This is a genomic window from Oceanobacillus sp. FSL H7-0719, from assembly GCF_045040795.1.
Classification (GTDB): Bacteria; Bacillota; Bacilli; order Bacillales; family Amphibacillaceae; genus Oceanobacillus.
Map to the genome: position 1 here is coordinate 1,502,431 of NZ_CP150301.1, position 22,062 is coordinate 1,524,492.

General features: G+C 39.5%; 21 protein-coding genes. 3 read left to right on the forward strand and 18 right to left on the reverse strand.

Translation table 11 applies throughout. The features are described from left to right. Positions 1-10 precede the first annotated feature (10 nt). The 7 genes from hprK to uvrB form a co-directional block, all read right to left on the reverse strand. Positions 11-949 carry an HPr(Ser) kinase/phosphatase gene (gene hprK, locus NST93_RS07995; protein ID WP_405103800.1) on the reverse strand — a complete coding sequence of 313 codons (939 nt, stop codon included), beginning with the start codon at positions 947-949 and terminating at the stop codon, positions 11-13. A gap of 169 nt (positions 950-1,118) precedes the next feature. Then, complete coding sequence (locus NST93_RS08000) at positions 1,119-1,463, reverse strand: phage holin family protein (RefSeq protein WP_405102925.1); 345 nt, start codon at positions 1,461-1,463, stop codon at positions 1,119-1,121. Further along, the gene (locus NST93_RS08005; RefSeq protein WP_405102927.1) at positions 1,463-1,657 is read right to left on the reverse strand and encodes a PspC domain-containing protein; all 195 of its coding nucleotides are present in this window, start codon (positions 1,655-1,657) and stop codon (positions 1,463-1,465) included. Before NST93_RS08005 ends, NST93_RS08000 begins: the two co-directional genes overlap by 1 nt. A 79-nt stretch (positions 1,658-1,736) precedes the next feature. After that, a complete protein-coding gene (gene bshB2 / locus NST93_RS08010; RefSeq protein ID WP_405102929.1) occupies positions 1,737-2,408 on the reverse strand; it encodes a bacillithiol biosynthesis deacetylase BshB2 in 672 nt (223 codons plus the stop codon). Positions 2,409-2,468: 60 nt separating this feature from the next. Next, positions 2,469-2,819, reverse strand: coding sequence for a YojF family protein (locus tag NST93_RS08015; protein ID WP_405102930.1), 351 nt, complete (start codon positions 2,817-2,819; stop codon positions 2,469-2,471). 140 nt (positions 2,820-2,959) lie between these two features. Further along, a complete protein-coding gene (gene uvrA, locus NST93_RS08020) occupies positions 2,960-5,836 on the reverse strand; it encodes an excinuclease ABC subunit UvrA (protein ID WP_405102932.1) in 2,877 nt (958 codons plus the stop codon). Between the two features lie 8 nt (positions 5,837-5,844). After that, positions 5,845-7,827, reverse strand: coding sequence for an excinuclease ABC subunit UvrB (gene uvrB, locus NST93_RS08025; protein WP_405102934.1), 1,983 nt, complete (start codon positions 7,825-7,827; stop codon positions 5,845-5,847). A gap of 412 nt (positions 7,828-8,239) precedes the next feature. On the opposite strand from uvrB, the gene NST93_RS08030 reads away from it, so the two are divergent. Beyond that, positions 8,240-9,748, forward strand: a complete 1,509-nt coding sequence (locus tag NST93_RS08030) for an MFS transporter (protein ID WP_405102936.1) — start codon at positions 8,240-8,242, stop codon at positions 9,746-9,748. Between the two features lie 201 nt (positions 9,749-9,949). Continuing rightward, a complete protein-coding gene (locus NST93_RS08035) occupies positions 9,950-10,663 on the forward strand; it encodes a Crp/Fnr family transcriptional regulator (protein ID WP_405102938.1) in 714 nt (237 codons plus the stop codon). A 183-nt stretch (positions 10,664-10,846) separates the two neighbouring features. Here NST93_RS08035 and narI read toward each other — a convergent pair whose 3' ends face one another. The 8 genes from narI to NST93_RS08075 all read right to left on the reverse strand — a co-directional run bounded on the left by narI (position 10,847) and on the right by NST93_RS08075 (position 19,652). Next, positions 10,847-11,542 (reverse strand): respiratory nitrate reductase subunit gamma, encoded by a 696-nt coding sequence (gene narI / locus NST93_RS08040; RefSeq protein WP_405102940.1) that lies wholly within the window; start codon positions 11,540-11,542, stop codon positions 10,847-10,849. Between the two features lie 33 nt (positions 11,543-11,575). Further along, positions 11,576-12,181 carry a nitrate reductase molybdenum cofactor assembly chaperone gene (gene narJ / locus NST93_RS08045; RefSeq protein ID WP_405102942.1) on the reverse strand — a complete coding sequence of 202 codons (606 nt, stop codon included), beginning with the start codon at positions 12,179-12,181 and terminating at the stop codon, positions 11,576-11,578. Next, positions 12,178-13,677, reverse strand: a complete 1,500-nt coding sequence (narH, locus tag NST93_RS08050) for a nitrate reductase subunit beta (RefSeq protein WP_405102944.1) — start codon at positions 13,675-13,677, stop codon at positions 12,178-12,180. Before narH ends, narJ begins: the two co-directional genes overlap by 4 nt. Continuing rightward, positions 13,667-17,344 carry a nitrate reductase subunit alpha gene (locus NST93_RS08055; RefSeq protein ID WP_405102946.1) on the reverse strand — a complete coding sequence of 1,226 codons (3,678 nt, stop codon included), beginning with the start codon at positions 17,342-17,344 and terminating at the stop codon, positions 13,667-13,669. The genes narH and NST93_RS08055 overlap by 11 nt, the downstream gene beginning before the upstream one ends. After that, positions 17,331-17,621, reverse strand: a complete 291-nt coding sequence (locus NST93_RS08060; RefSeq protein WP_405102948.1) for a hypothetical protein — start codon at positions 17,619-17,621, stop codon at positions 17,331-17,333. The genes NST93_RS08055 and NST93_RS08060 overlap by 14 nt, the downstream gene beginning before the upstream one ends. A 38-nt stretch (positions 17,622-17,659) precedes the next feature. After that, positions 17,660-17,986, reverse strand: a complete 327-nt coding sequence (locus NST93_RS08065; RefSeq protein ID WP_405102950.1) for a hypothetical protein — start codon at positions 17,984-17,986, stop codon at positions 17,660-17,662. A 22-nt stretch (positions 17,987-18,008) separates the two neighbouring features. Beyond that, entirely contained in the window at positions 18,009-18,431 is a 423-nt protein-coding gene (locus NST93_RS08070) for a hypothetical protein (RefSeq protein WP_405102952.1), read from the reverse strand. Between the two features lie 189 nt (positions 18,432-18,620). Then, on the reverse strand, positions 18,621-19,652 hold the full coding sequence (locus tag NST93_RS08075) for a multicopper oxidase domain-containing protein (RefSeq protein ID WP_405102954.1): 1,032 nt from the start codon (positions 19,650-19,652) through the stop codon (positions 18,621-18,623). Between the two features lie 361 nt (positions 19,653-20,013). On the opposite strand from NST93_RS08075, the gene moaC reads away from it, so the two are divergent. Next, positions 20,014-20,502, forward strand: coding sequence for a cyclic pyranopterin monophosphate synthase MoaC (moaC, locus tag NST93_RS08080; RefSeq protein WP_405102956.1), 489 nt, complete (start codon positions 20,014-20,016; stop codon positions 20,500-20,502). 150 nt (positions 20,503-20,652) lie between these two features. Here the strand turns inward: moaC and NST93_RS08085 are convergent, their stop codons facing one another. From NST93_RS08085 to moaD, 3 genes are read right to left on the reverse strand one after another with little or no spacing between them, the layout of a single operon-like run. After that, on the reverse strand, positions 20,653-21,168 hold the full coding sequence (locus tag NST93_RS08085; RefSeq protein WP_405103802.1) for a molybdenum cofactor biosynthesis protein B: 516 nt from the start codon (positions 21,166-21,168) through the stop codon (positions 20,653-20,655). Between the two features lies 1 nt (position 21,169). Beyond that, on the reverse strand, positions 21,170-21,760 hold the full coding sequence (locus tag NST93_RS08090; protein ID WP_405102958.1) for a molybdenum cofactor guanylyltransferase: 591 nt from the start codon (positions 21,758-21,760) through the stop codon (positions 21,170-21,172). 39 nt (positions 21,761-21,799) lie between these two features. After that, positions 21,800-22,033, reverse strand: a complete 234-nt coding sequence (gene moaD / locus NST93_RS08095; protein ID WP_405102960.1) for a molybdopterin converting factor subunit 1 — start codon at positions 22,031-22,033, stop codon at positions 21,800-21,802. Between the last annotated feature and the right edge of the window lie 29 nt (positions 22,034-22,062).

Consider the following 22,062-nt stretch of genomic DNA (forward strand, 5'->3'; position numbering starts at 1 on the left):
GACGTTCCCCCTAGTCTAATATGTCTTTTTCTTTTTGAATTAAATCCGTTAAACGTTCAGAAAAGTCTTGAGCTGCATTGAATCCCATTCTTTTTAAGCGGAAATTCATTGCTGCTACTTCAATAATGACCGCCAGATTTCTTCCGGGTCTAACAGGAATGGTTGCTTTTGGCAGATGAACGTCCATAATTTGCATCTTATCTTCATCCAGCCCTAACCGGTCATATTGTTTATCTTCAACCCAATTTTCCAGATTTATAACAACTGAAATATATTTGCTTGTTCGGACTGCACCAGCACCAAATAAAGTCATTACATCGATGATGCCTATTCCGCGGATTTCCAGCATATGTTCAAGTATGGCAGGTGAGCTGCCAATTAGACTATCATAGTCTTCCTGCCGGATTTCCACACTGTCATCTGCAACAAGACGATGTCCGCGTTTTACTAATTCAAGTGCTGTCTCACTTTTCCCGACACCGCTTTGTCCAATAATTAGTACACCAACACCATATATATCAACCAGCACACCATGAATTGAGGTTGTTGGTGCAAATTTTTCTTCAAGATAATTTGTTAATCGGCTGATAACTCGTGTTGTTTTACGTGGTGATCGCAATAGAGGTACACTAGCCTGATTTGCCGCTTCAATAAATACCCCGGGGATGTCCATCCCTCGTGAAAAGACAATTCCTGGTGTGATGCTTGAACAAAGTTTTTCTGCTCTGTCACGCTGTGCCTCTTTGTCCAAATCCAAAAAGTATGCCATTTCAGTTCGCCCAATCAGCTGAAGCCTTTCTTTTGGATAATAATTAAAATAACCCGTCATTTCTATTCCTGGTCGCGAGATATCACTTGTAATTATTTCACGGTTAATTCCATCTGCTCCAGCTACAAGCGTTAAATTGAAATTTTCCAGCAAATCCTTTGTTCGTACGGTTACCGTCATTGCTTTGTTCCCTCCATTGTTGAAGAATTTTGCTTGAATATTATCGTATGTATGTCTGAATAATTTCATAAAGAAGTTTCACTTTATTGTAGCACAGAAAAAACAAAAATCGTAGGCTGTTGACCTACGATTAGTAAACCTTAAATTGAGCAGGCAAATATATTCCTGATTAATCTTTAATCAATCCACCCAGCACCAGTGTTATTATTGATATTAAAATGGAAGCAATGAATGTTATACCAAAACCATCGATAACAAAAGAATCTCCAATAATCGCTTGTGCTGCAAACAGCGTAATTGCATTAATCACTAATAAGAAAAACCCTAAGGTCAATATTGTAATCGGCAATGTAAATATAATGAGTATCGGCTTTAAAATAACATTTAGTATCGCTAATACAATACTTGCCAAAATAGCAGTTCCAATTCCTGCAATATAAAAAGAATCAAATATCTGATTGACAATTAGCAATGCGACTGTATTAAGGATGACTGTTAAAATGAATCTCATCATTAATAAATCTCCATATCTTTAGGAATAATTACAACCGCAACGAGATAGATAAGTGCAAATGTAAAAAAGCTTGGAATTAAACAAATAACAAAGATTAAGCGTAAAAGATTTGCATCGACATTGAAGTAATCAGAAAGCCCTCCAAAAACACCTGCCACATATTTATTATCTGTTGAGCGATAAAGCTTTTTCATAAATATCCCTCCTGTTGTTATAAGTCTTTATCTCTTCATACGATAAAAACAATCAAATAGTTTCATTGCCGCAATATATTTAATCCGTAAATTTCCAAATATAGAATTGTTCAATACTGAATCTTCGCTGTACTTCATTTTCTATTCTCGGGTCAAGAGTTTCTCTTTGTTTAAATTGTGATAGCACACCATTCGCTTGAGATGCATGACAAAAAATAGCTTCCATCTTTTTCTCACTGTGCTTTGAGATATCATTTATGACTTCTGGCGTTCCAAGCACCTCCAGAAAATCATTCGTGATTGCTTGTGCCCAAACTTCAGGCCGGTCACCCTCCTCCATCATCTGAACCGCTTGAATAGCAGCAGCACCGAGCGCATTATGATCTGGGTGTACAGCATGTTCTGGATAGTGGGTAATAACTAAATGCGGTTGTATTTTATCAAGAAATTCTTTTAAATGTAAAGCAACCATATTACGGTCCTCAAATTCTAATGTTTTATCACGATAACCAAGCATCTCAAGATTTATATCAAGAACTTCACAAGCTCTCTTCAGCTCCTCTTTTCTTACCTGAGGCAATGTCTCTCGGCTGGCAATATTTGGCTTGCCCATGTTTCTCCCCATTTCTCCCAATGTACCGCAAAGATACGTGACCGGAATTCCATCCTCGCGAAATTGCAGGATACTGCCCGCCGCACCAAATGATTCGTCATCAGGATGTGGATAGATTACTACAACATGTTTATTCATACATATCACCTATTCCCTATTTTTTATACATATAATCTATTTACAGTTTTAATACTAGCATTAGTAGCGAAATGGCCGTTCGCTGATTTCAAGAGCAACGAGCAGCCGGCCTTCATGGTCATGGCCTGCCAGTAATAGCTGATCCTCATGAAGCGTCCAATCGGTGAGACCTTCTGCATAAACCCAGCCCATTTCCATTTTTAAGCCGGCACGATAAGCGTTTCCTGATTGTACAATTTTTGCATTGGTAAATTTCACTTCTGCGTTTCGGATAAACGCGCCTACTGTAAATGCATCCTTATCCATCAAGCTAGCATACATTCCTGTCGTTGTTTCCAGATGAACATAAACTGTTTTATTAATAAATTTATCGAACTGCGCTTGCACCTCAGCAATATTAATTGGTTTCATTTCTATTCCCCCTGACTAATTACTTCTTTAATGTAACGAAAGCACTGGTTCCAGTCAAAGATAAAGTATTCCTTTTCTTTGAATCTCCACCTTCATATAATAAAAGGAACAGCATTTTTCTGTAATGCTGTTCCTCTTATTTATTTTACTGCCTCTATTTCTTTTACTCTTGCTTCCATTCGCTTTTGGTCGCGTTCAAGAATTGATTTTAAATATTTACCTGTATAAGAGATATCTGCTTTTTTAGCAATTGCTTCCGGAGTTCCTGTCGCAATGATTTGACCGCCGCCTTGACCACTTTCTGGTCCAAGGTCAATAACATGGTCAGCGGTTTTAATCACATCGAGATTATGCTCAATGATGAGTACCGTATCTCCATTGTCAACGAGACGATGCAGAACATCTAACAAGCGGCGGATATCATGAGCATGCAGTCCTGTAGTCGGCTCGTCCAAAATATAGAGTGACTTTCCATTCGAACGCTTATGCAGCTCACTCGCCAGTTTTACCCGCTGCGCCTCTCCACCAGATAAAGTTGTAGCTGGTTGGCCTAGTGTCACATAACCAAGTCCTACATCATTTAGAGTTTGAATTTTCCGTTTGATTTTCGGAATTGCACTAAAGAATTCTAGCGCTTCTTCAATTCGCATATCTAAAATGTCTGCAATACTCTTACCTTTATACTTTACTTCTAATGTTTCCCGATTATAGCGTTTCCCATGGCAAACTTCACAAGGGACATATACATCTGGCAGGAAATGCATTTCTATCTTGATGATCCCGTCACCTCTGCAAGCTTCGCAGCGTCCGCCTTTAACATTAAAGCTGAAACGCCCCTTCTTATATCCGCGGATTTTTGCTTCATTCGTTTGTGCATAAACATCCCGAATATCATCGAATACTCCCGTGTAAGTTGCTGCATTCGACCTCGGTGTCCTGCCGATTGGTGATTGATCTATATCAATAATTTTTTCAATATGTTCAATCCCTTTGATCTCCTTATGTTTGCCAGGCTTTCTATGCTTGGCACGATAAAGCTTGGATGATAGACCTTTATAAATAATTTCATTAACAAGGGTACTCTTCCCAGAGCCTGAAACACCTGTCACAGCAGTCATTAAACCAATCGGAATTTTGGCATTAACATTTTTCAGGTTATTTTCCTGTGCCCCAACAACTTCAATATAACGTTTATCAGCTTTTCGTCTCTTAGCTGGGAGCGGGATAAATTCCTTACCCGATAAATAGCGTCCAGTTAATGATTCATCATTCTTCATCACGTTTTCCGGTGTATCACTGGCAATAATTTCCCCGCCATGCTGACCTGCTCCAGGTCCGATATCAATTAGCCAGTCCGCTGCAAGCATCGTATCTTCATCATGTTCAACTACAATTAAAGTATTATCCATATCCCGCATATTTTTTAGTGACTCAATCAACTTGTCATTATCACGCTGATGCAGTCCAATTGAGGGCTCGTCAAGAACATATAAAACACCTGTTAACGCTGACCCAATCTGTGTTGCCAGACGAATCCTCTGCGCTTCGCCGCCGGACAATGTTCCCGCAGCTCTCGATAACGTTAAGTAATCAAGCCCAACATTATATAAAAACTCAAGCCGGTTATCTATCTCTTTTAGAACAAGTCTTGCAATCTGCTTTTCCTTTTCCGACATCTTTAGATTTCTAAAAAACTCCATCGCTTCCGCAACAGAATACTCGGTTATCAGACTAAGATGCTTGCCATCAACAAGTATGGATAATGCTTCTTTTTTCAAGCGATAGCCTTTGCATGTTTTACATTTATTTACTGCCATGAATTTCTCTAACGTTTCCCTTGTAAAGTCGGATGATGTTTCTCTATATCTTCGGTCTAAATTATTTATTACACCTTCGAAAACAATCTCAACATCACGAATCTTGCCAAAGTCATTTTTAAAATAGAAACGGATTTTTTCCTTTCCGCTGCCATATAAAATAATGTCCATCTGTTCTTTTGGAATGTCCTTAACAGGGATATCCATGTCGATATTATAATGCTCACAAACACTCTTTAATAATTGCGGATAATATTGCGAACTGATTGGCTTCCACGCCTCAATCGCATGCTCATTCAGAGTCAAATCCCAATCAGGAATAACCAGTTCCAGATCTACTTCAAGCTTTGTACCTAATCCATCACAAGTAGGACAGGCCCCGAACGGACTGTTAAATGAAAATAGTCGCGGTTCGATTTCTCCTATAGAAAAACCGCAAATTGGACAGGAGTGGTTTTCACTGAAAACAAGCTCTTCTTCCCCAATAACATCTACAATTATTTTCCCCTCGCCTAAGCCAAGCCCAGTTTCAATCGAGTCAGCAAGGCGTGATTCAATATTGTCCTTCACTACAATCCTGTCAATTACAACTTCAATAGAATGCTTTTTATTTTTTTCCAGTTTAATTTCTTCACTGATTTCTCGCATTTCTCCGCCAATGCGCAAACGAACATACCCTTCCTGACGCAGCTTTTCAATTACTTTTACATGCTCACCGCGACGGCCGGAAACTACTGGTGCGAGAATTTGCATTTTCGTCCTTTCCGGATATTCCATAACACGGTCAACCATTTGCTGGATAGTTTGTGAGGATATCTCGATTCCGTGAATTGGACAAGTTGGATGGCCAATGCGCGCATATAACAGTCGCAAATAATCATAGATTTCCGTAACTGTCGCAACTGTCGATCGCGGATTGTTGCTTGTTGTTTTCTGATCAATTGAAATTGCCGGCGACAGTCCTTCAATTAAATCAACGTCAGGCTTATTGGTCTGTCCCAAGAACTGTCTGGCATAAGCTGAGAGCGATTCAACATATCTTCTTTGCCCTTCGGCATATATCGTATCAAAGGCCAGAGATGATTTACCAGACCCTGATAAACCAGTCACAACGACTAACTTATTTTTAGGTATGGAAACATCAATATTTTTTAAATTATGTGCTCTGGCTCCTTGCACTACTATTTGTTTACTTGTCATAACGACGTTCATCCTTCCGCTTTAAGTTCAAAAACAACGTCACGAAGCTCCGCTGCTTTTTCAAAATCAAGAGCTTTTGCAGCTTCTCGCATTTCTTTTTCAAGCTGCTCGATAACCTGTGGACGATTTTTCTTGGTAACTTGAGAGAAACTTGTGATTTTCTTGCCATAATCTTCCTGTTCCTCTGCTGCGAATGTTGCCTTAATTACATCACGAACTTCCTTCTTAATGGTCTTCGGTGTAATATTATGCTTCTCATTGTAAGCCATTTGAATTTCTCGTCTTCGGTTTGTTTCATCCATCGCCTTTTGCATAGAGTCCGTAATTTTATCAGCATACATAATAACTTCGCCATTTTCATTACGTGCCGCTCTTCCCATAGTCTGAATAAGCGATCTTTCTGAACGCAAGAAGCCTTCTTTATCTGCATCAAGGATTGTTACAAGTGATACTTCTGGTATATCTAACCCTTCACGCAACAGGTTAATTCCAATCAAAACATCAAATTTTCCAATTCGCAGATCTCGGATAACTTCAATTCGCTCAAGTGTTTTTATTTCAGAATGTAAATAGGCCACTTTAATACCAAGTTCTTTTAAGTAATCCGTAAGATCCTCAGACATTTTTTTCGTCAATGTCGTTACTAGCACACGTTCATTGCGGGCAGTCCGGATATTAATTTCTTCAATCAAATTATCAATTTGACCTTCAATTGGCCTTACTTCTATTTCCGGATCTAAAAGACCTGTTGGACGAATAATTTGTTCTGTCATTTCTGGTGTATGCTCTAATTCAAATGGTCCTGGGGTTGCCGATACATAGATGAGCTGTTTCGTTTTCTCTTCAAATTCCTCAAACCGCAATGGACGGTTGTCTAAAGCTGAGGGCAGACGAAACCCATGATCCACCAGCACTTGTTTACGCGCTTGGTCTCCATTGTACATTCCACGGATTTGCGGTAATGTAACATGCGATTCATCAATTACTACAAGAAAGTCCTCTGGAAAATAATCGATAAGTGTATATGGCGTCGCACCTGATTCTCTCAATGTTAAATGGCGTGAATAGTTCTCAATCCCTGAACAAAAACCCATTTCCCGCATCATTTCCAAATCATACTGTGTCCGCTGTTCGATACGCTGCGCCTCAAGCAATTTATTTTCTGCTCTGAATTCCTTCAGTCGCTCTTCCAGTTCATTTTCGATATTTTGAATTGCGATTTTCATTTTATCTTCCCGCGTAACGAAGTGAGACGCCGGGAAAATAGCCACATGTTCGCGATCACCAATAATCTCACCAGTAAGTGCGTCTACTTCACGAATTCGATCAATTTCATCACCGAAAAATTCAATCCGCAAACAATGCTCTTCCCGGGAAGCAGGAATAATTTCAACAGAGTCACCCCGAACCCGGAATGTTCCGCGCTGAAACTCAATATCATTTCTTGCATATTGAATATCAACTAAATCTCTTAGCAGCTGATCCCGGTCTTTTTCCATTCCCATACGAAGGGATAACACTTGACTGCGATATTCTTCCGGATTACCTAACCCATATATACAAGACACACTTGCAACAACAAGTACATCCTCACGCTCAAATAAGGCCGTTGTTGCAGAGTGCCGCAATTTATCTATCTCATCATTGATACTAGCGTCTTTTTCAATAAATGTATCTGTAGAGGGAACGTATGCTTCCGGCTGATAATAATCATAATAACTGACAAAGTATTCGACAGCATTATTCGGAAAAAACTCCTTGAACTCACTGTATAACTGCCCGGCTAAAGTCTTGTTATGAGCAATCACTAAAGTCGGACGATTAATTTCCTTCACAACATTCGATACAGTAAACGTTTTTCCTGTACCCGTAGCACCTAACAATGTTTGATGGCGCTGGCCTGCCAGCACCCTTTCAACAAGTTCATTTATTGCATTCGGCTGGTCGCCAGCTGGTTCATATTTAGATACAAGTTCAAATTTTTCTTTCACTAGTTATGCCTCCGTTCTAAATATCTACTTATTATTTTAACACATATAGAGCGATAAATTAAATAAAAACGAACGCATATTCGATTTTTATTACATTTCTTTATTATTATAGTATTACCCTAAAATACCAGGTTTAAATTTCGTTGCTGGATTACATCACAGCTAGCTAAAAAATTATTCATCGTGGTCACCTGACTGCCCTTGAAGAGAGGAGCAATTGTACCGTGGACCTTCAGTCGAATTGAAAAACTGCAAAATTCATATTACCCTGCATTAATGTTATCAGCAGTTCCAAGTGGATATTAAAGTAAATTCAATCTGTTTTGTGACATTTCTTACATCTTTCTATCATGTTCATTGTTTAAAATAAAAACGATTAATAAATAATTGAACGTGAAAGGAAAGAAAAGATATGATGAAAAAACCAACTGCACAGCTTTCATTGCAAACGTCGAGTCTTGTTGTAGGTTTTATGATCTGGGTCTTAATCTCTTCCCTTATGTCCTACATTCAGAAAGATATTGCTTTAACTTCTGGACAAGCATCTTTGGTTACTGCAATTCCCGTAATCTTAGGTTCCTTATTACGGATACCAATCGGTTTTTATACAGATCGATTAGGAGCTAGAATTATATTTCTAACTAGCTTTCTAATTCTATTATTCCCTGTATTCTTCATTAGTATGGCAAATTCTTTTATTGACTTAGTTATTGGCGGACTGCTGCTTGGAGTTGGCGGTGCAACCTTTTCGATTGGGGTTACTTCCTTGCCAAAGTATTTCCCTAAAGAAAAACATGGTTTTATAAACGGAATATATGGTGTTGGTAATATCGGTACAGCTATAACGACGTTTGGTGCACCAATCATTGCCGCATCAATCGGTTGGATCAATACAGTAAGGCTATTCTTAGTCATTCTCATTATATTTTCTTTGCTCATTTTTATATTCGGTGATAAAAATGAAGAGAAAGTAAGGAAATCAATGATGGAACAAATCAAAGGAGTTTACCGCAATTCCACACTCTGGTTTCTCAGCCTGTTCTATTTCATTACATTTGGAGCATTTGTTGCATTTACTATGTTTTTACCTAGCTTCCTTGTTGAAAATTTTGGACTCGAACCAATCGATGCAGGAATAAGAACAGCTATTTTCATAGGAATCGCTACATTACTGCGTCCACTAGGCGGATTTTTAGGAGATAAATTTAACCCATTTGTCATTTTAATGGTCACCTTTATTGGAGTGACATTTTCAGGGATTCTTCTATCCTTCTCACCAAATATTGCATGGTACACAGTTGGTGCGCTTGTTGTTGCAATTACTGTTGGGATCGGCAATGGAACGATTTTCAAGCTCGTCCCGCTCTATTTTTCCAGCCAGGCTGGAATTGTAAACGGAATTGTATCCGCAATGGGAGGACTTGGCGGCTTCTTCCCGCCACTTTTGTTGACAGCCGTCAGCAGCATAACAGGTCACCACGCAATAGCTTTTATGCTTTTATCAGAACTAGCCTTAGTGAGTTTTGTAATTGTAGTATTTATGTATTTCCAGGATAAAATAAATATTGAACGCAAAATTATTGAAGACACAGTTGAAGGTATTATGGTTACAACAAGAAATTTAACCATTCGCAATGTAAATCCAGCATTTACAAGAATTACTGGTTATACAAAGGAAGAGGCGATTGGCAATAAGCCAACAATACTCCATTCTGGTAAACATGGGAAAGACTTTTACCAAGAGATGTGGAATTCAATCCAGGAATACGGATACTGGGAAGGTCAAATATGGAATAAACGAAAGAGCGGTGAAATCTATCAAGGCTGGCTTTCTATCAGTCCAGTAAAGACGAATACTGGTGAAATCCAGTATTATGTTGGCATATTTAATGATATCTCAAAATCCGATTTCTCAAAGTAAATGAAACTAAGTTAAATTCTATAATCGTATGCAATCGATTGAATGATTTGATTGCGTACGGTTTTTTATTTTAATTTATTTTGGTATTATTAAATTAGTTTAAATATTCAATATAACGGTTATAGTACCTTAAAGTTATTAACATAAATATAAAATTTCGTTTTATTCCTCCCTTTACGTACTTGAAAGGAGCAAGTCTAAATGAATGTATACACCCAACTAGCTGTAGAAGCCAATACAAAAGATTTTTCGATTCATTGTATGAACCGTTTGAAAGAAATCATGTATGTCGGGCAGTATCAGGAAGGATCAAATGTTTTCTGGGAAGGTGATGTAAATAATAGTTTATATTATTTACTAGACGGAAAAGTTAAGCTGACTAAATTAAATGAATCAGGAAAGGATTTAACACTGTCTCTTTATTTTCCTGGCGACTTATTTGGTGAATACGATGCAACAAATGTCCAATCTAATAGTTTTTCTGCACAAGTGATTGAATACTCGGAAGTCGGGGTTATTCAACAGAATGAGTTAGAATTATTGTTAAAGCAGGATATGGAGCTGGCTGCAGAATTTACACAATGGCAAAGTCAAATCCGTCGTTATGTCCAGCTTAAATTACGTGATTTATTATTATATGGAAAAAATGGTGCACTTGCTTCTATTCTTGTTCGAGCCGCAAATACATATGGAATTCAGCGTGGTAATACTATTCTTATAACTGAGAAGTTTACAAACTATGATTTAGCAAATTTAATTGGCGCAACACGTGAGACCGTGAATCGTCTGCTTTCTGTTTTTAAAAAAGATGGTTTAATCCAAACCGCAAACGGCAGAATTGAAATATTGGATATCACCGCTTTAAAAGAAATTAACCGCTGCGAAAAGTGCCCAATCGAACTGTGCAGACTGTAATTATTACAAACTAATATACTCTGGCTATCCTATCCTCCTGAAAGTCAGGAAATCAAATACCTGAGTATAAAATTAATTTATCAACATGAAGCAAGCCCATTCACAATACTCCCACGAAAAGAGCATTGTGAATGGGCTTGCAGGTTTCCCGGAGAAACAGGGAACAATTTAAAAGATAGCCATTTATGAACTTTTGTTCCGGTAGCCTGTTCGTGAGCGGTATTGCTGCGGTGCTCGTGTTGGATATTTCACAGGAATACTGTAAAAATGAATCAGCCGGGTAAATGGAATCGATGCAATCAGCCCAAACGCAGCAATTACATGCAATTTAAAAATAACTGGAACATTTTCCATCAGCTCATATTGCGGCTGAAAAACAAACAAGCTTCGAAACCAAACACCGATTGTGTCGCGATATTCATAGGCACCCACCGTCGTATTGTACACTATCGTCATATAAGTTCCAATTCCCGAAACAACAATCAAAGCAATTACCGTAAAAAAATCAGCAAAGGTAGCATGTATACGAACAGGATCAATTATCATCTTGCGAATTAACAGGATAATCAGACCTGCGACTACCATTAAACCGGCAAGTCCGCCACCATAGATTGCACCCAAATGATACATATGATCTGTTACGCCAATCGCCTGATAGAAGCTCATCGGAATAACCATCCCCATTACATGCCCAATAAAGGCTAAAATGATGCCCCAGTGAAATAATGGAGAGCCTATACGCAGCCATTTCTTCTCAAAGAATTCTGTCGACGGAGCTGCCCAGGTTAATTGTCTGAAAGCATAACGATAAAGGAGTCCAATTATCATGATAAGCCCTGTTATATAAGGGAATATGACCCACCAGAATATTCCGGTCATATCTGTTCCTCCTTCGTTTTTAGTGACCTTTCCCTATTGATACATAATAGGGAAAGGCAATTCTTCTAAATCAGCTTCTTCTCTGTCAAATTCTAATTTTTCAACTTCCTCTTTCGTAGGAACAGGAAATACAAAACGCATTAAAACATAGAGAATTGCTTGATAGGGATTTGTATCTTCAATATGGTTCAGCATTCTTTGGACTGCCACAGCAAGCCGGCGAGATAACCGCTCATGGTCCTTCGTTAGTGGAGCAATTGCTAAAAATTCAAGCAGCATCGGTATATAATCAGCCAGTTCATCTCCTTCTCTTTCAAACCCAGCTTGATTTATCATTTTTTGCAGCTTAATAAGGGCAGCTCCCCTTTTTGAACTGTCGCCGAGCTCATGTGCAGTTAAATACAGCCCGAGCTTTGACTTTAAATCAAAAGTTGCCACATACGTTTCACTCCGTTCCTGTCGAGAAAGCTGGAAAAGAGCTCTATAGCTTTTTTTCAGCTGCTGCTTTAAGTCCTTCGATTGAACTTCCTCAGCTGTAAGCTCATCCATTGCCGATTCATAGGCAGGGAACGTTTCATCTGGATAACTTAGAAGGCGGGATGCAATGATAAGCACTGCTGTTTCTTCTCGCTTTATCATAGATTTCTGCCTCCAAACGATTCCAATGTAACCCCCTCAGGAGGAGCTAAATCTTCCAGACTGCAAGCACCTTGGCTATAGTACAAATCATCGTCCATTTCTCTGCGGCCTGTAGGTATAACAAAACGCTCATCATATTTTGCCACACCGAGCAGTCGTGCCATTTCTTCGATTTCTTCGGGATTCGTCTCCGCTTCTTTCACTAATTCACTTTGTCTGAATTCGTCTATTCCACCAACCGTTTTCCCGCGCATATGAGCTCTCATCGCAGTCAATTTCAGCAAAACCTTTCGGATAACTGCTGTATCGCCAGCAGATAAAAGGGAAGCCAAATACTCCATCGGTATGCGCATTTGATCTACTGCTGGTATGTAGCCATTTGTATCCAGTTCCTCTTCATTTGTAATATGATTCATAATCGGACTTAATGGCGGAACATACCAAACCATTGGCATTGTACGGTATTCCGGATGTAATGGCAGTGCGATTTTCCACTTTATTGCCATTTTATAAACTGGCGATTCTTTTGCAGCTTCAATCCAGGCATCATTAATTCCCGCTTTTCTTGCCTCTTCTTGCACTTCTGGGTCAAAAGGATCGAGAAAGCAATCCAGTTGTGCCTCATACAAATCTTGTGGGTCTGGAACAGATGCGGCTTCTTTTACTTTGTCAGCATCATATAAAACAACACCAATATAACGAATTCGTCCAACACAAGTTTCCGAACAAATTGTTGGTAGGCCTGCTTCTGTTCTCGGATAACAAAAGTTACATTTTTCCGCTTTATGCGTGCTCCAATTATAATAAACTTTATGATATGGACATCCATTCATACAGAAACGCCAGCCTCTGCAAGCATCTTGATCTACAAGCACAATCCCATCCTCATCACGCTTATAGAGCGCGCCTGAAGGACATGATGCTACGCAGGACGGATTTAGACAGTGTTCACAGATTCTTGGTAAATACATCATAAACGTTTTTTCATATTCCATTGAAATATGTTCTTGAAGCTTTTCCACGTTTGGATCAAGTGGCACAATTTCACTTCCGCCAGCCAAATCATCATCCCAGTTCGAGCCCCACTCCGGTTTATCAATATATTTCCCGGTAATTTGTGACATCGGTCTAGCAACAGGTACATTTTCTTTTTTAGGACTGTGAATTAAATGATCATAATCATATGTCCATGGTTCATAAAAGTCATCCATATTCGCCATATCCGGATTGTAAAAAATATTAGCCAGCTTCGAAATGGGTCCACCAGCTTTAAGCTTTAATTTGCCGTTTCTTAATTCCCATCCGCCTTTAAAACGATCTGTATCTTCCCATTGTTTGGGATAGCCAGGGCCTGGCCGAGTTTCCACATTATTAAACCACATATATTCTGTCCCAGGACGATTCGTCCACGTTGTTTTACAAGTCACAGAGCAAGTGTGACAGCCGATACACTTATCTAAATGCATCACCATTGCAACCTGCGCTTTAATTCTCAAGCCAATCTACCTCCTTGAGTCCTCTGATCACAGCAATTGTATCGCGCTGATGACCAGTGGGACCATAATAATTAAAGCCATAGCTCAACTGAGAGTACCCGCCAATCATATGAGTCGGTTTTAGAGAAATCCGTGTAACACTGTTATGAGTGCCGCCGCGTTTTTTATTTATTGCTGTCCCTGGCACACCTAAAGTACGATCCTGTGCATGATACATATATGCCATGCCTGTCGGGAGCCGATAGGTGAGTACAACCCTTGCTGCAATTGCTCCATTCCGGTTATAAACTTCAATCCAGTCATTATCTTTAATCCCAATTGAAGCACCATCTTTTTCATTCATCCAGACAACCTGCTGACCTCTAAATAATTGAGCCATCATTGTCGTGTCCGTAAACATCGTATGAATGCCCCATTTTTGATGTGGTGTTAAATACCTCACCGTAATTGATTTGCCATTTTCCTCTACACCTTTTTCATTTTTTAAAAATGGCCCATGTGAAAGCGGCGGTAAATATAATGGCAATCCCTCACCAAAATCCAGCATCATTTCGTGATCAAGGTAAAAGCTTTGTCTGCCGGTTAAAGTATGCCAAGGAAGCTTATATTCTGTATTGACCGTAAATGGAGAATAGCGGCGATTATCCTTCTCCAAACCGCTCCAAACAGGAGTAGATATCGCATGTCGCGGTTGTGCAGTCAAATCATCCAATGTGAAATCTTCTTCTTCTCTGGCTGCTGCAATTTCCGTAAGTTTTTGACCTGTTTTTGCTTCTAAAGATTTCCAGCCTTCAACTGCACGCTTCCCGTTAGTAGCACCAGACATCAGAAGAATAGCATTAATCGCCTGAACATCTGTAAATAAATTTGGCTTTCCTTTACCAATACCTTCCCTTTTCGAGATACCAAGACGGCTGCTTAATTCTTTATAGACATTTTCTCCATCAATCATTACCCCTTTCGTACCATAGCCTTTTTTAATGTTTGGGCCAATTGTTGTCATCATTTGATAGACATTTGGGTAATCACGGGGAACAATTTGCAGATTTGGCATCGTTTTTCCTGGAATAGCCTCAACTTCCCCTTCTCGCCAATCTTTAATTTTACCAAGCGGCTGCGCAATTTCTCCAATAGTGTCATGTCCCAGCGGTGTCATCATTAGTTCTTCTGTTTTTGGCAAATGTTTTTCAGCTAGCTCTGAAAACACTTTTCCAATTTCACGAAATGTAATCCAGTCACTTTTTGCCTGCCATGGTGGGGAAATCGCTGCATTAAACGGGTGCACAAATGGATGCATATCCGTGCTGCTGATATCAAATTTTTCATACCAAGTTGCAGCAGGAAGCACTATGTCAGAAAATAACCCTGAGCTTGTCATTCTAAAATCGATACTGACCAGAAGATCCACCTTGCCTCGAGGTGCTTCACCTTGTGCATTCACCACTTCAGGCTGCCAAGAATTCTTTGTATCCGTTAAAATTTGATCTTCACCGCCAATTAAGTGTCTTGCAAAGTATTCATGTCCTTTTCCACTGTCACCTAATAAATTGGAACGCCAGTTAAAAAATACTCTCGGAAAGTTCTTTGGATCATCGGGATTTTCAATTGCCCAATCAATTTTTCCATCCTTAATTTGCTGAAGGATATCTGCAATTACTTCCTTGTCCGTCTTTGCGCCTCTTTCTCTGCTTTCTTTCACAAGATCAATTGAATTCTGGGTGAACTGAGGAAAAGATGGAAGCCAACCCAGTCTTGCCGACAATGCGTTGACATCAGCTGGATGCATGGAATTATACTTTCCTCCCCAGTTTGATTGTTCTTTATTAATTTCTGTCTCATAGCGGAATTGATCTGTTGCAAAATAGAAATAAGAGGTGCCATTCTGATGTCGTGGGGGTTTAACCCAATCACCTGCAAAGGCAACCTGCTGCCAGCCCTCAAGTGGACGTACTTTTTCCTGACCAACATAATGTGCCCAGCCACCACCATTTACTCCTTGAGAGCCTGTCAGTAAAATAAGATTTAAAATCGAACGGTAAATTTGATCACTATGATACCAATGGTTGGTTCCACCACCCATTGCAATCATTGATTTCCCTTTTGTTCGTGCGGCATTATCTGCAAATTCCTTTGCTACCTGAATAACATGACTTTTATTGACACCTGTAATACTTTCCTGCCATGCAGGTGTATATGGTTTTGGATCATGGTAATCAGAGGGGTAGTCCCCAGGCAAATCACGATTGACACCAGTATGCGCCATCATTAAGTCATACACTGTCGTCACCTTGATGACATTCCCCTGTTGATCTGGGATATACTTGACTGGAACTCCACGAACTACAGTGCCGCCTTCTTCTCCAGAGAAATTCGGAAAGGTAACGAGTGCTACTTCATCTGATATATCAATAAAACTTAATTTAGGGTCAATTGTTGTTCCATCCTCTTTATCCAACTCTAAATTCCATTTACTTCCTTTATCCCATCTAAAACCCTGACTGCCATTCGGCACTTCCAGCTGTTTCGTCTGTTCATCCCAGACAACTGTTTTCCATTCGCCAAGTTCACGCTCTTCACCAATATCAGATGACCTTAAGAAACGATCCGTACGAAAGTCACCATCCATTTCAGTTAACGTGACAAGGAAAGGCAAATCCGTAAATTTTTTGACATAGTCAATGAAATAAGGTGTTTCTTTCTCTACATAAAATTCCTTTAGGATAACATGGGTCATCGCCATAGCAAGCGCACCATCCGTCCCAGCACGTGCAGGCAGCCACACATCAGCAAACTTCTCATATTCTGCATAGTCTGGACTGACACCAACAACCTTTGTTCCGTTATATCTTGCTTCTACCATAAAATGTGCATCCGGTGTTCTGGTCTGCGGTAAGTTCGTCCCCCAGATTATAAAATACTTTGCATTATACCAGTCTGCACTTTCCGGTACATCCGTCTGATCGCCCCAGACCTGAGGAGATGCTGGCGGCAAATCAGCATACCAATCATAGAAGCTTAGAATTGTTCCACCAATTAAAGATAGAAAGCGTGTCCCAGCCGCATAGCTGACCATTGACATTGCAGGTATCGGGCTAAAGCCAACAATCCGATCTGGTCCGTATTTTTTAATTGTATAAATGGAAGCAGTCGCAATTAATTCGCAAACATCACGCCACTCCGCACGAACAAATCCGCCTTTTCCTCGTGCTTTGACAAATCGCTCCCGCTTCTCGGGATTTCCAACAATATTTTCCCATGCAGCAATTGGATCATCTGTTTTCCCACGTTCTTCCTTCCATAATTTGTACAAATCCCCACGCATATATGGATACTTTACCCTTATCGGACTGTATGTGTACCATGAAAAACTCGCTCCCCGCGGGCAGCCTCGCGGTTCATACTCTGGAAAGTCATCACCTGTTGACGGGTAGTCGGTTTGCTGAGTCTCTGACGTGATAATTCCATCTTTTACATAAATTTTCCAGCTGCAAGAACCAGTACAGTTGACTCCATGTGTTGAACGGACAACCTTATCATGCTGCCATCTCCGGCGATAAATATCCTCTGCATCCCTTGGTCTCGGACTTTCCTCTGTCCAGCCCTCATTTATTCGTGTTCCTTCTTTTAAATGTTTCAATGATTCCAGCAGTTTATTACTTTTCTTCACCCTTTATGTCACTCCCCTCGAACATCGTATCGATCGGATTGAAGCGGTCTCCTATTATGCGAAAACTTTCTGAGCCTTCTTCCAGCTCTTCTAAAAATACTTTTAAACTAGGAGCATTTGCTGCTACTAATATCAGCCTTTCTAATGTATCTAAGTCATTTAGTTCATAAACTGATTCAATAACACCCGGATTCAAATCACCAAAACGCATACGCAATACCGATAGCAGATCTTCTCGGTCTTGTACAAAACCAGCATTTTCTTCAAATTGGAACACATTTTCTCCTCCCAGTCACAATAACTTTTTACAATGACTTACGGTCGCATCATTTTAAAATATTCATTGATCATCACTTCCTTACACGTCTCTCCAGCCTTTTTCACAAATTCGGCTATTTCAGAGCTGTTTTTCTCAATTGCATGATTAGTAAAAGATTGTTCCTTTTGATGTGTAAAGCTTTCTCCGTATTTCAAGATAATATGGATGCCCTTATTCCCTTTTACTGCATCGATTTGCACGTCATATGAGTGAATATTTTGTTTCTCGAGCTCTATTAAAATAGATTGGTAGAGCAGTGGCGAAACAACTCTTAAAGATTGAGGTCTTTCCTTAGTTAATTGTTTCTCTCTGTTCATTTTCACTATCCTTTCCTGCCTAACTGACTTAGTGATGCGGCAATATCCGTTCCTCTTCCTGATTATGATATTCATCAACAATGACTAAGGAATGAAAATGCTGCATGACCTCTGCGTTAAAGCCATCTTCTCCTAATTTCCCCTTGATTTCTTTTACAATGAATCGGAGTATATCATGATCCCTTGTCAGAGCAACAATCGAATCTTTCAGTTCTGGTTTTTCCTCAACCATTTCTTTATAAAGTCCCTCTTCTTCTGATTGAGCATGTCTCAGGGTTCTCGTTTCCCAGTGTTCAACTGCAACATAAGCCACTTCCAATCCTTTGTCTAATTCGTTATTTTTTAATAGGCTCTCAAGTATTTCATTCAATTCAATCGCTTCATTCAAAGCTGCTTCATGGATTGCTGAATGACTGTCTACATGTTTTAATGCCGGTCCTGACACTATCATTCACTCCTTTTCTTTTTGATAAAACTAGCTGCTTTGCTCTCCATCCTATATAAGGTGAATCGAAAAAGATGTGATATTTATCACATCCTTCAGAATCTTTGTTTTTAAATACGTTATTATTACAAAAAGCGACAATAATAAAAAGCTCTAAACATTTTACATGAAATGTTTAGAGCTTTCTGTAAGGTTTTATTCAGTTACTTCAATTGTACCAACTGCGCCTATTGTCGCGTGGTTGAATTGATGTGTTACGAATGGGTATGTCCCCGCCTCGGTTACAGTAAATTCTACTACCGCTCCACCACTCGCTGGCAGCATAACTGTTTGCATGCCTTCTAAGTGGTTGGCTGGATGCCCATCCATATAGACATCTTCCATAATTGTTCCAATTACGTGAAACGAACTTACTTCATTTGGGCCAACGTTATTGATATAAAACCGAACTTTGTCGCCAACTTTAGCTTGAAGTGGCTCATCCTTTAATGCTGTTGTTGTACCATTTGTGTTTGGCTGATCCCCATCTTCAAATGATTTAGAAGAGAATACAACCTGAGATGGATTTCCATTTGTCATATCATCTAGATCATTGTATTTATACCATTCATTTTGAATAATTACAAACTCCTTATCAACCTCATTATCTGTAGGATAACCATCAGCTGGTTTTACGATAATTACTCCATGCATACCATTTGCAATGTGAGAAAGAACCGGGTCCGTTCCACAATGATACATAAATACCCCTGGGCTGTTAGCTTTATAAGAGAATGTACCTTCTTCATTTGGTTCTACATCAGCAAATCCCTTGTCTGGTGCTGTGTGAACTGCATGAAAGTCCATGCTGTGCGGGATAGCTGGATCAAGATTATCTAATGTAAAATGAATGGTGTCTCCCTCGTTTACTACGACAACAGGCCCTGGAGCTTCTCCGTTGAATGTCCATGCTTTATACAATTCACCTGGTGCAATTTCAATGTCCGTGATCTGTGAGGTCATTTTAACGTAAACATCTGTACCGTCCCGCTCCATTTCTAAAGGAACTGGCTCTTGATTTAAATCCTGATGTGGTTTAATAATTTCTGTTTCAGTTTTTTCAGCTGCTTGAACTTTGTCAACAGGCTGAACTTGTTCTGTCTCATCTAATGATTCCCCACATGCAGATAACAACAATGCACTCGCGACCAGACCGATACCAACACGATAACTTAATTTTTTCATCATTTTTATCACCTCATGAATTTTGTAGGATAAGTTTTAATGACCCCCAGTCAATCTTACTGGTCATGCACTGTTATCTGCTTGACTGAAAGGTTCTCCTTATCTGTAATTCAAGTATAATTTAGCATCAACATTTTCAATGTGATTTTAATCACTTGTTATCATTAGTTTGTGAACATTCAATGGCGCAACAAAGCCTATTATCACTATGGTTATAGTGATAAACTTGTATATAATTTCACAATAAAATGTGAGTGTTTTCACATTTAGACTTATTTCTTTTCTACCCATATTTTATATGGAATGCTATCATTACGTTAAGAACACGTTGAAGACGATAATGGAGAAAACAGGGGTGATATGAATGGCAGAGTTTACACATTTTGATAAAGATGGACGGGCAAGAATGGTAGATATTTCAGATAAAGCTGAAACAGCAAGGGTTGCAGTCGCTCGTTCTGGAATCCAGATGACAAAGGAAGTCTATAAAAATATTACAGAACAAAGAAATAAAAAAGGTGATGTTTTAAGTGTCGCAGAAGTAGCTGGTATTATGGGGGCAAAACAAACCGCTTCCCTTATCCCAATGTGCCACCCTATTCCAATCAGCGGGGTGTCCATTTCTTTTGAATGGAAAGAAGCGGATATAGACAGGTATGAATTAGTAATTATAGCAAAGGTTAAAACTGTAGGCAGCACAGGAGTAGAAATGGAAGCATTGACAGCTGCATCAGTGACAGCACTTACTGTTTACGACATGTGTAAAGCAATCGACAAAGGCATGATTGTCTCCGAAACACTTTTACTTGAGAAAAGCGGCGGAAATAGCGGGGACTTTAGCAGAAGCTTATAAATCTAAAAAGGAAAACTTCTCTGTTAGAGGTTTTCCTTTTTACTGCTCAAGTGTCGCACTGATAGATGTATGACACTATAATTTTTATTATTGTACCAATATTATCAGCACACTAGATAAGCTTCCAGCTAGGAACGCAAAGTTGCTGAATCACAAATCTTTATTTAGTTCACGTACACCATGACCCAATTCTGGAATAATCAGCCTTTCCATTGCCAGACGAACCGCACCGGTTGAACCAGGTATGATAAATACAAGGCGGTGATTAATAGATCCGCAGGTTGCTCGGGAAAGGATACTCGCGCTGCCGATATCTTCCTGATAGCTTAGCATGCGAAATATTTCACCAAAACCGGGTAACTCCTTCGAAAACAATGGCCTGACTGCTTCTATTGTCACATCACGTGCCGCAATACCCGTACCGCCATTTAAAATTAATGCATTTACAGCATGATTTTTCACAAGCAATTTTACGGCTGCTTTAATGATTTCCGAGTCATCAGGGACAATTTCATAGGCAGCAACCTCATACTCTTTATCCTGTAGCAGTTCTATAATAAGCTTACCGCTTTTATCCGTCTTTTTGTTTCTTGTGTCACTTACTGTTAGTACTGCACAGCGTATCTGTTGCGGTGTTAATTCCAAATGTTCTTCAAGCATAAGCATCCTAACCCCTATTCCTGACATATCTTTTGTAGTCCTCTTGCCAATTAATATTAATGAAAAAAACATCCTCTGTAAATGGGACATATTTCACTTTAGAAATATCGATTAATGCTCGCATTGCCAATTGCTCATTATCTAGTAATTCTTTTATACTAGACTTCAATGAATGATGGTAAAGCGCAATGAGAGGCTGGATTCTTTCTCCTGCTAAAGGAATAATTGCTTGTTTATTTCGTTCGATTTGTTCCAGCAAAACTTGGTAGACTTCGGGTTTCATGAATGGTACATCTACTGGAATCAATACGTACCATTCAGCTGATTTTGCTTGCATGGCAGAATATAGTCCAGCCAGCGGTCCTTTTCCGCTATATTTATCCTCATCTGTAAGAAGAGTCTTATCAGATAACTTCTTAAACTTCGCTTCCAGCTCTTGATTCGTGACAATTAGAATCGTCTCTGTGATTGCTTGAAGCGTCTCAAGAGAGTGCTGATAAAAGGCTTTGCCTTCAACGCTTGCAAATGCTTTAGGACTGCCAAATCTTCTTGATGCACCACCAGCAAGCAATACGCCAGCCAACTCACCCTGCGCCATTTTATAGCCTCCCTCATAAATTCCAAGATTCCTATTCAATTAACCTCCACTGACAGGCGGGATAAATGCAACGGTATCACCTGCAGCAATTGCATCACTATCATTTGCATATTCTTCATTGATTGCAGTCATCACTTTTTCCAGACTTAATGCTGGGTATTCCTGTTCCAGCTTTTGTTTTAATTGCTGAACATTCGTCTCTCCGATTGGAATTTCCAGTTCATTGTGACCAATTCTATCCTGGAGTTCTGCAAATAATAATACCTTTACCATCATTTTCCTCCTTATCTTAAATAAGCTAT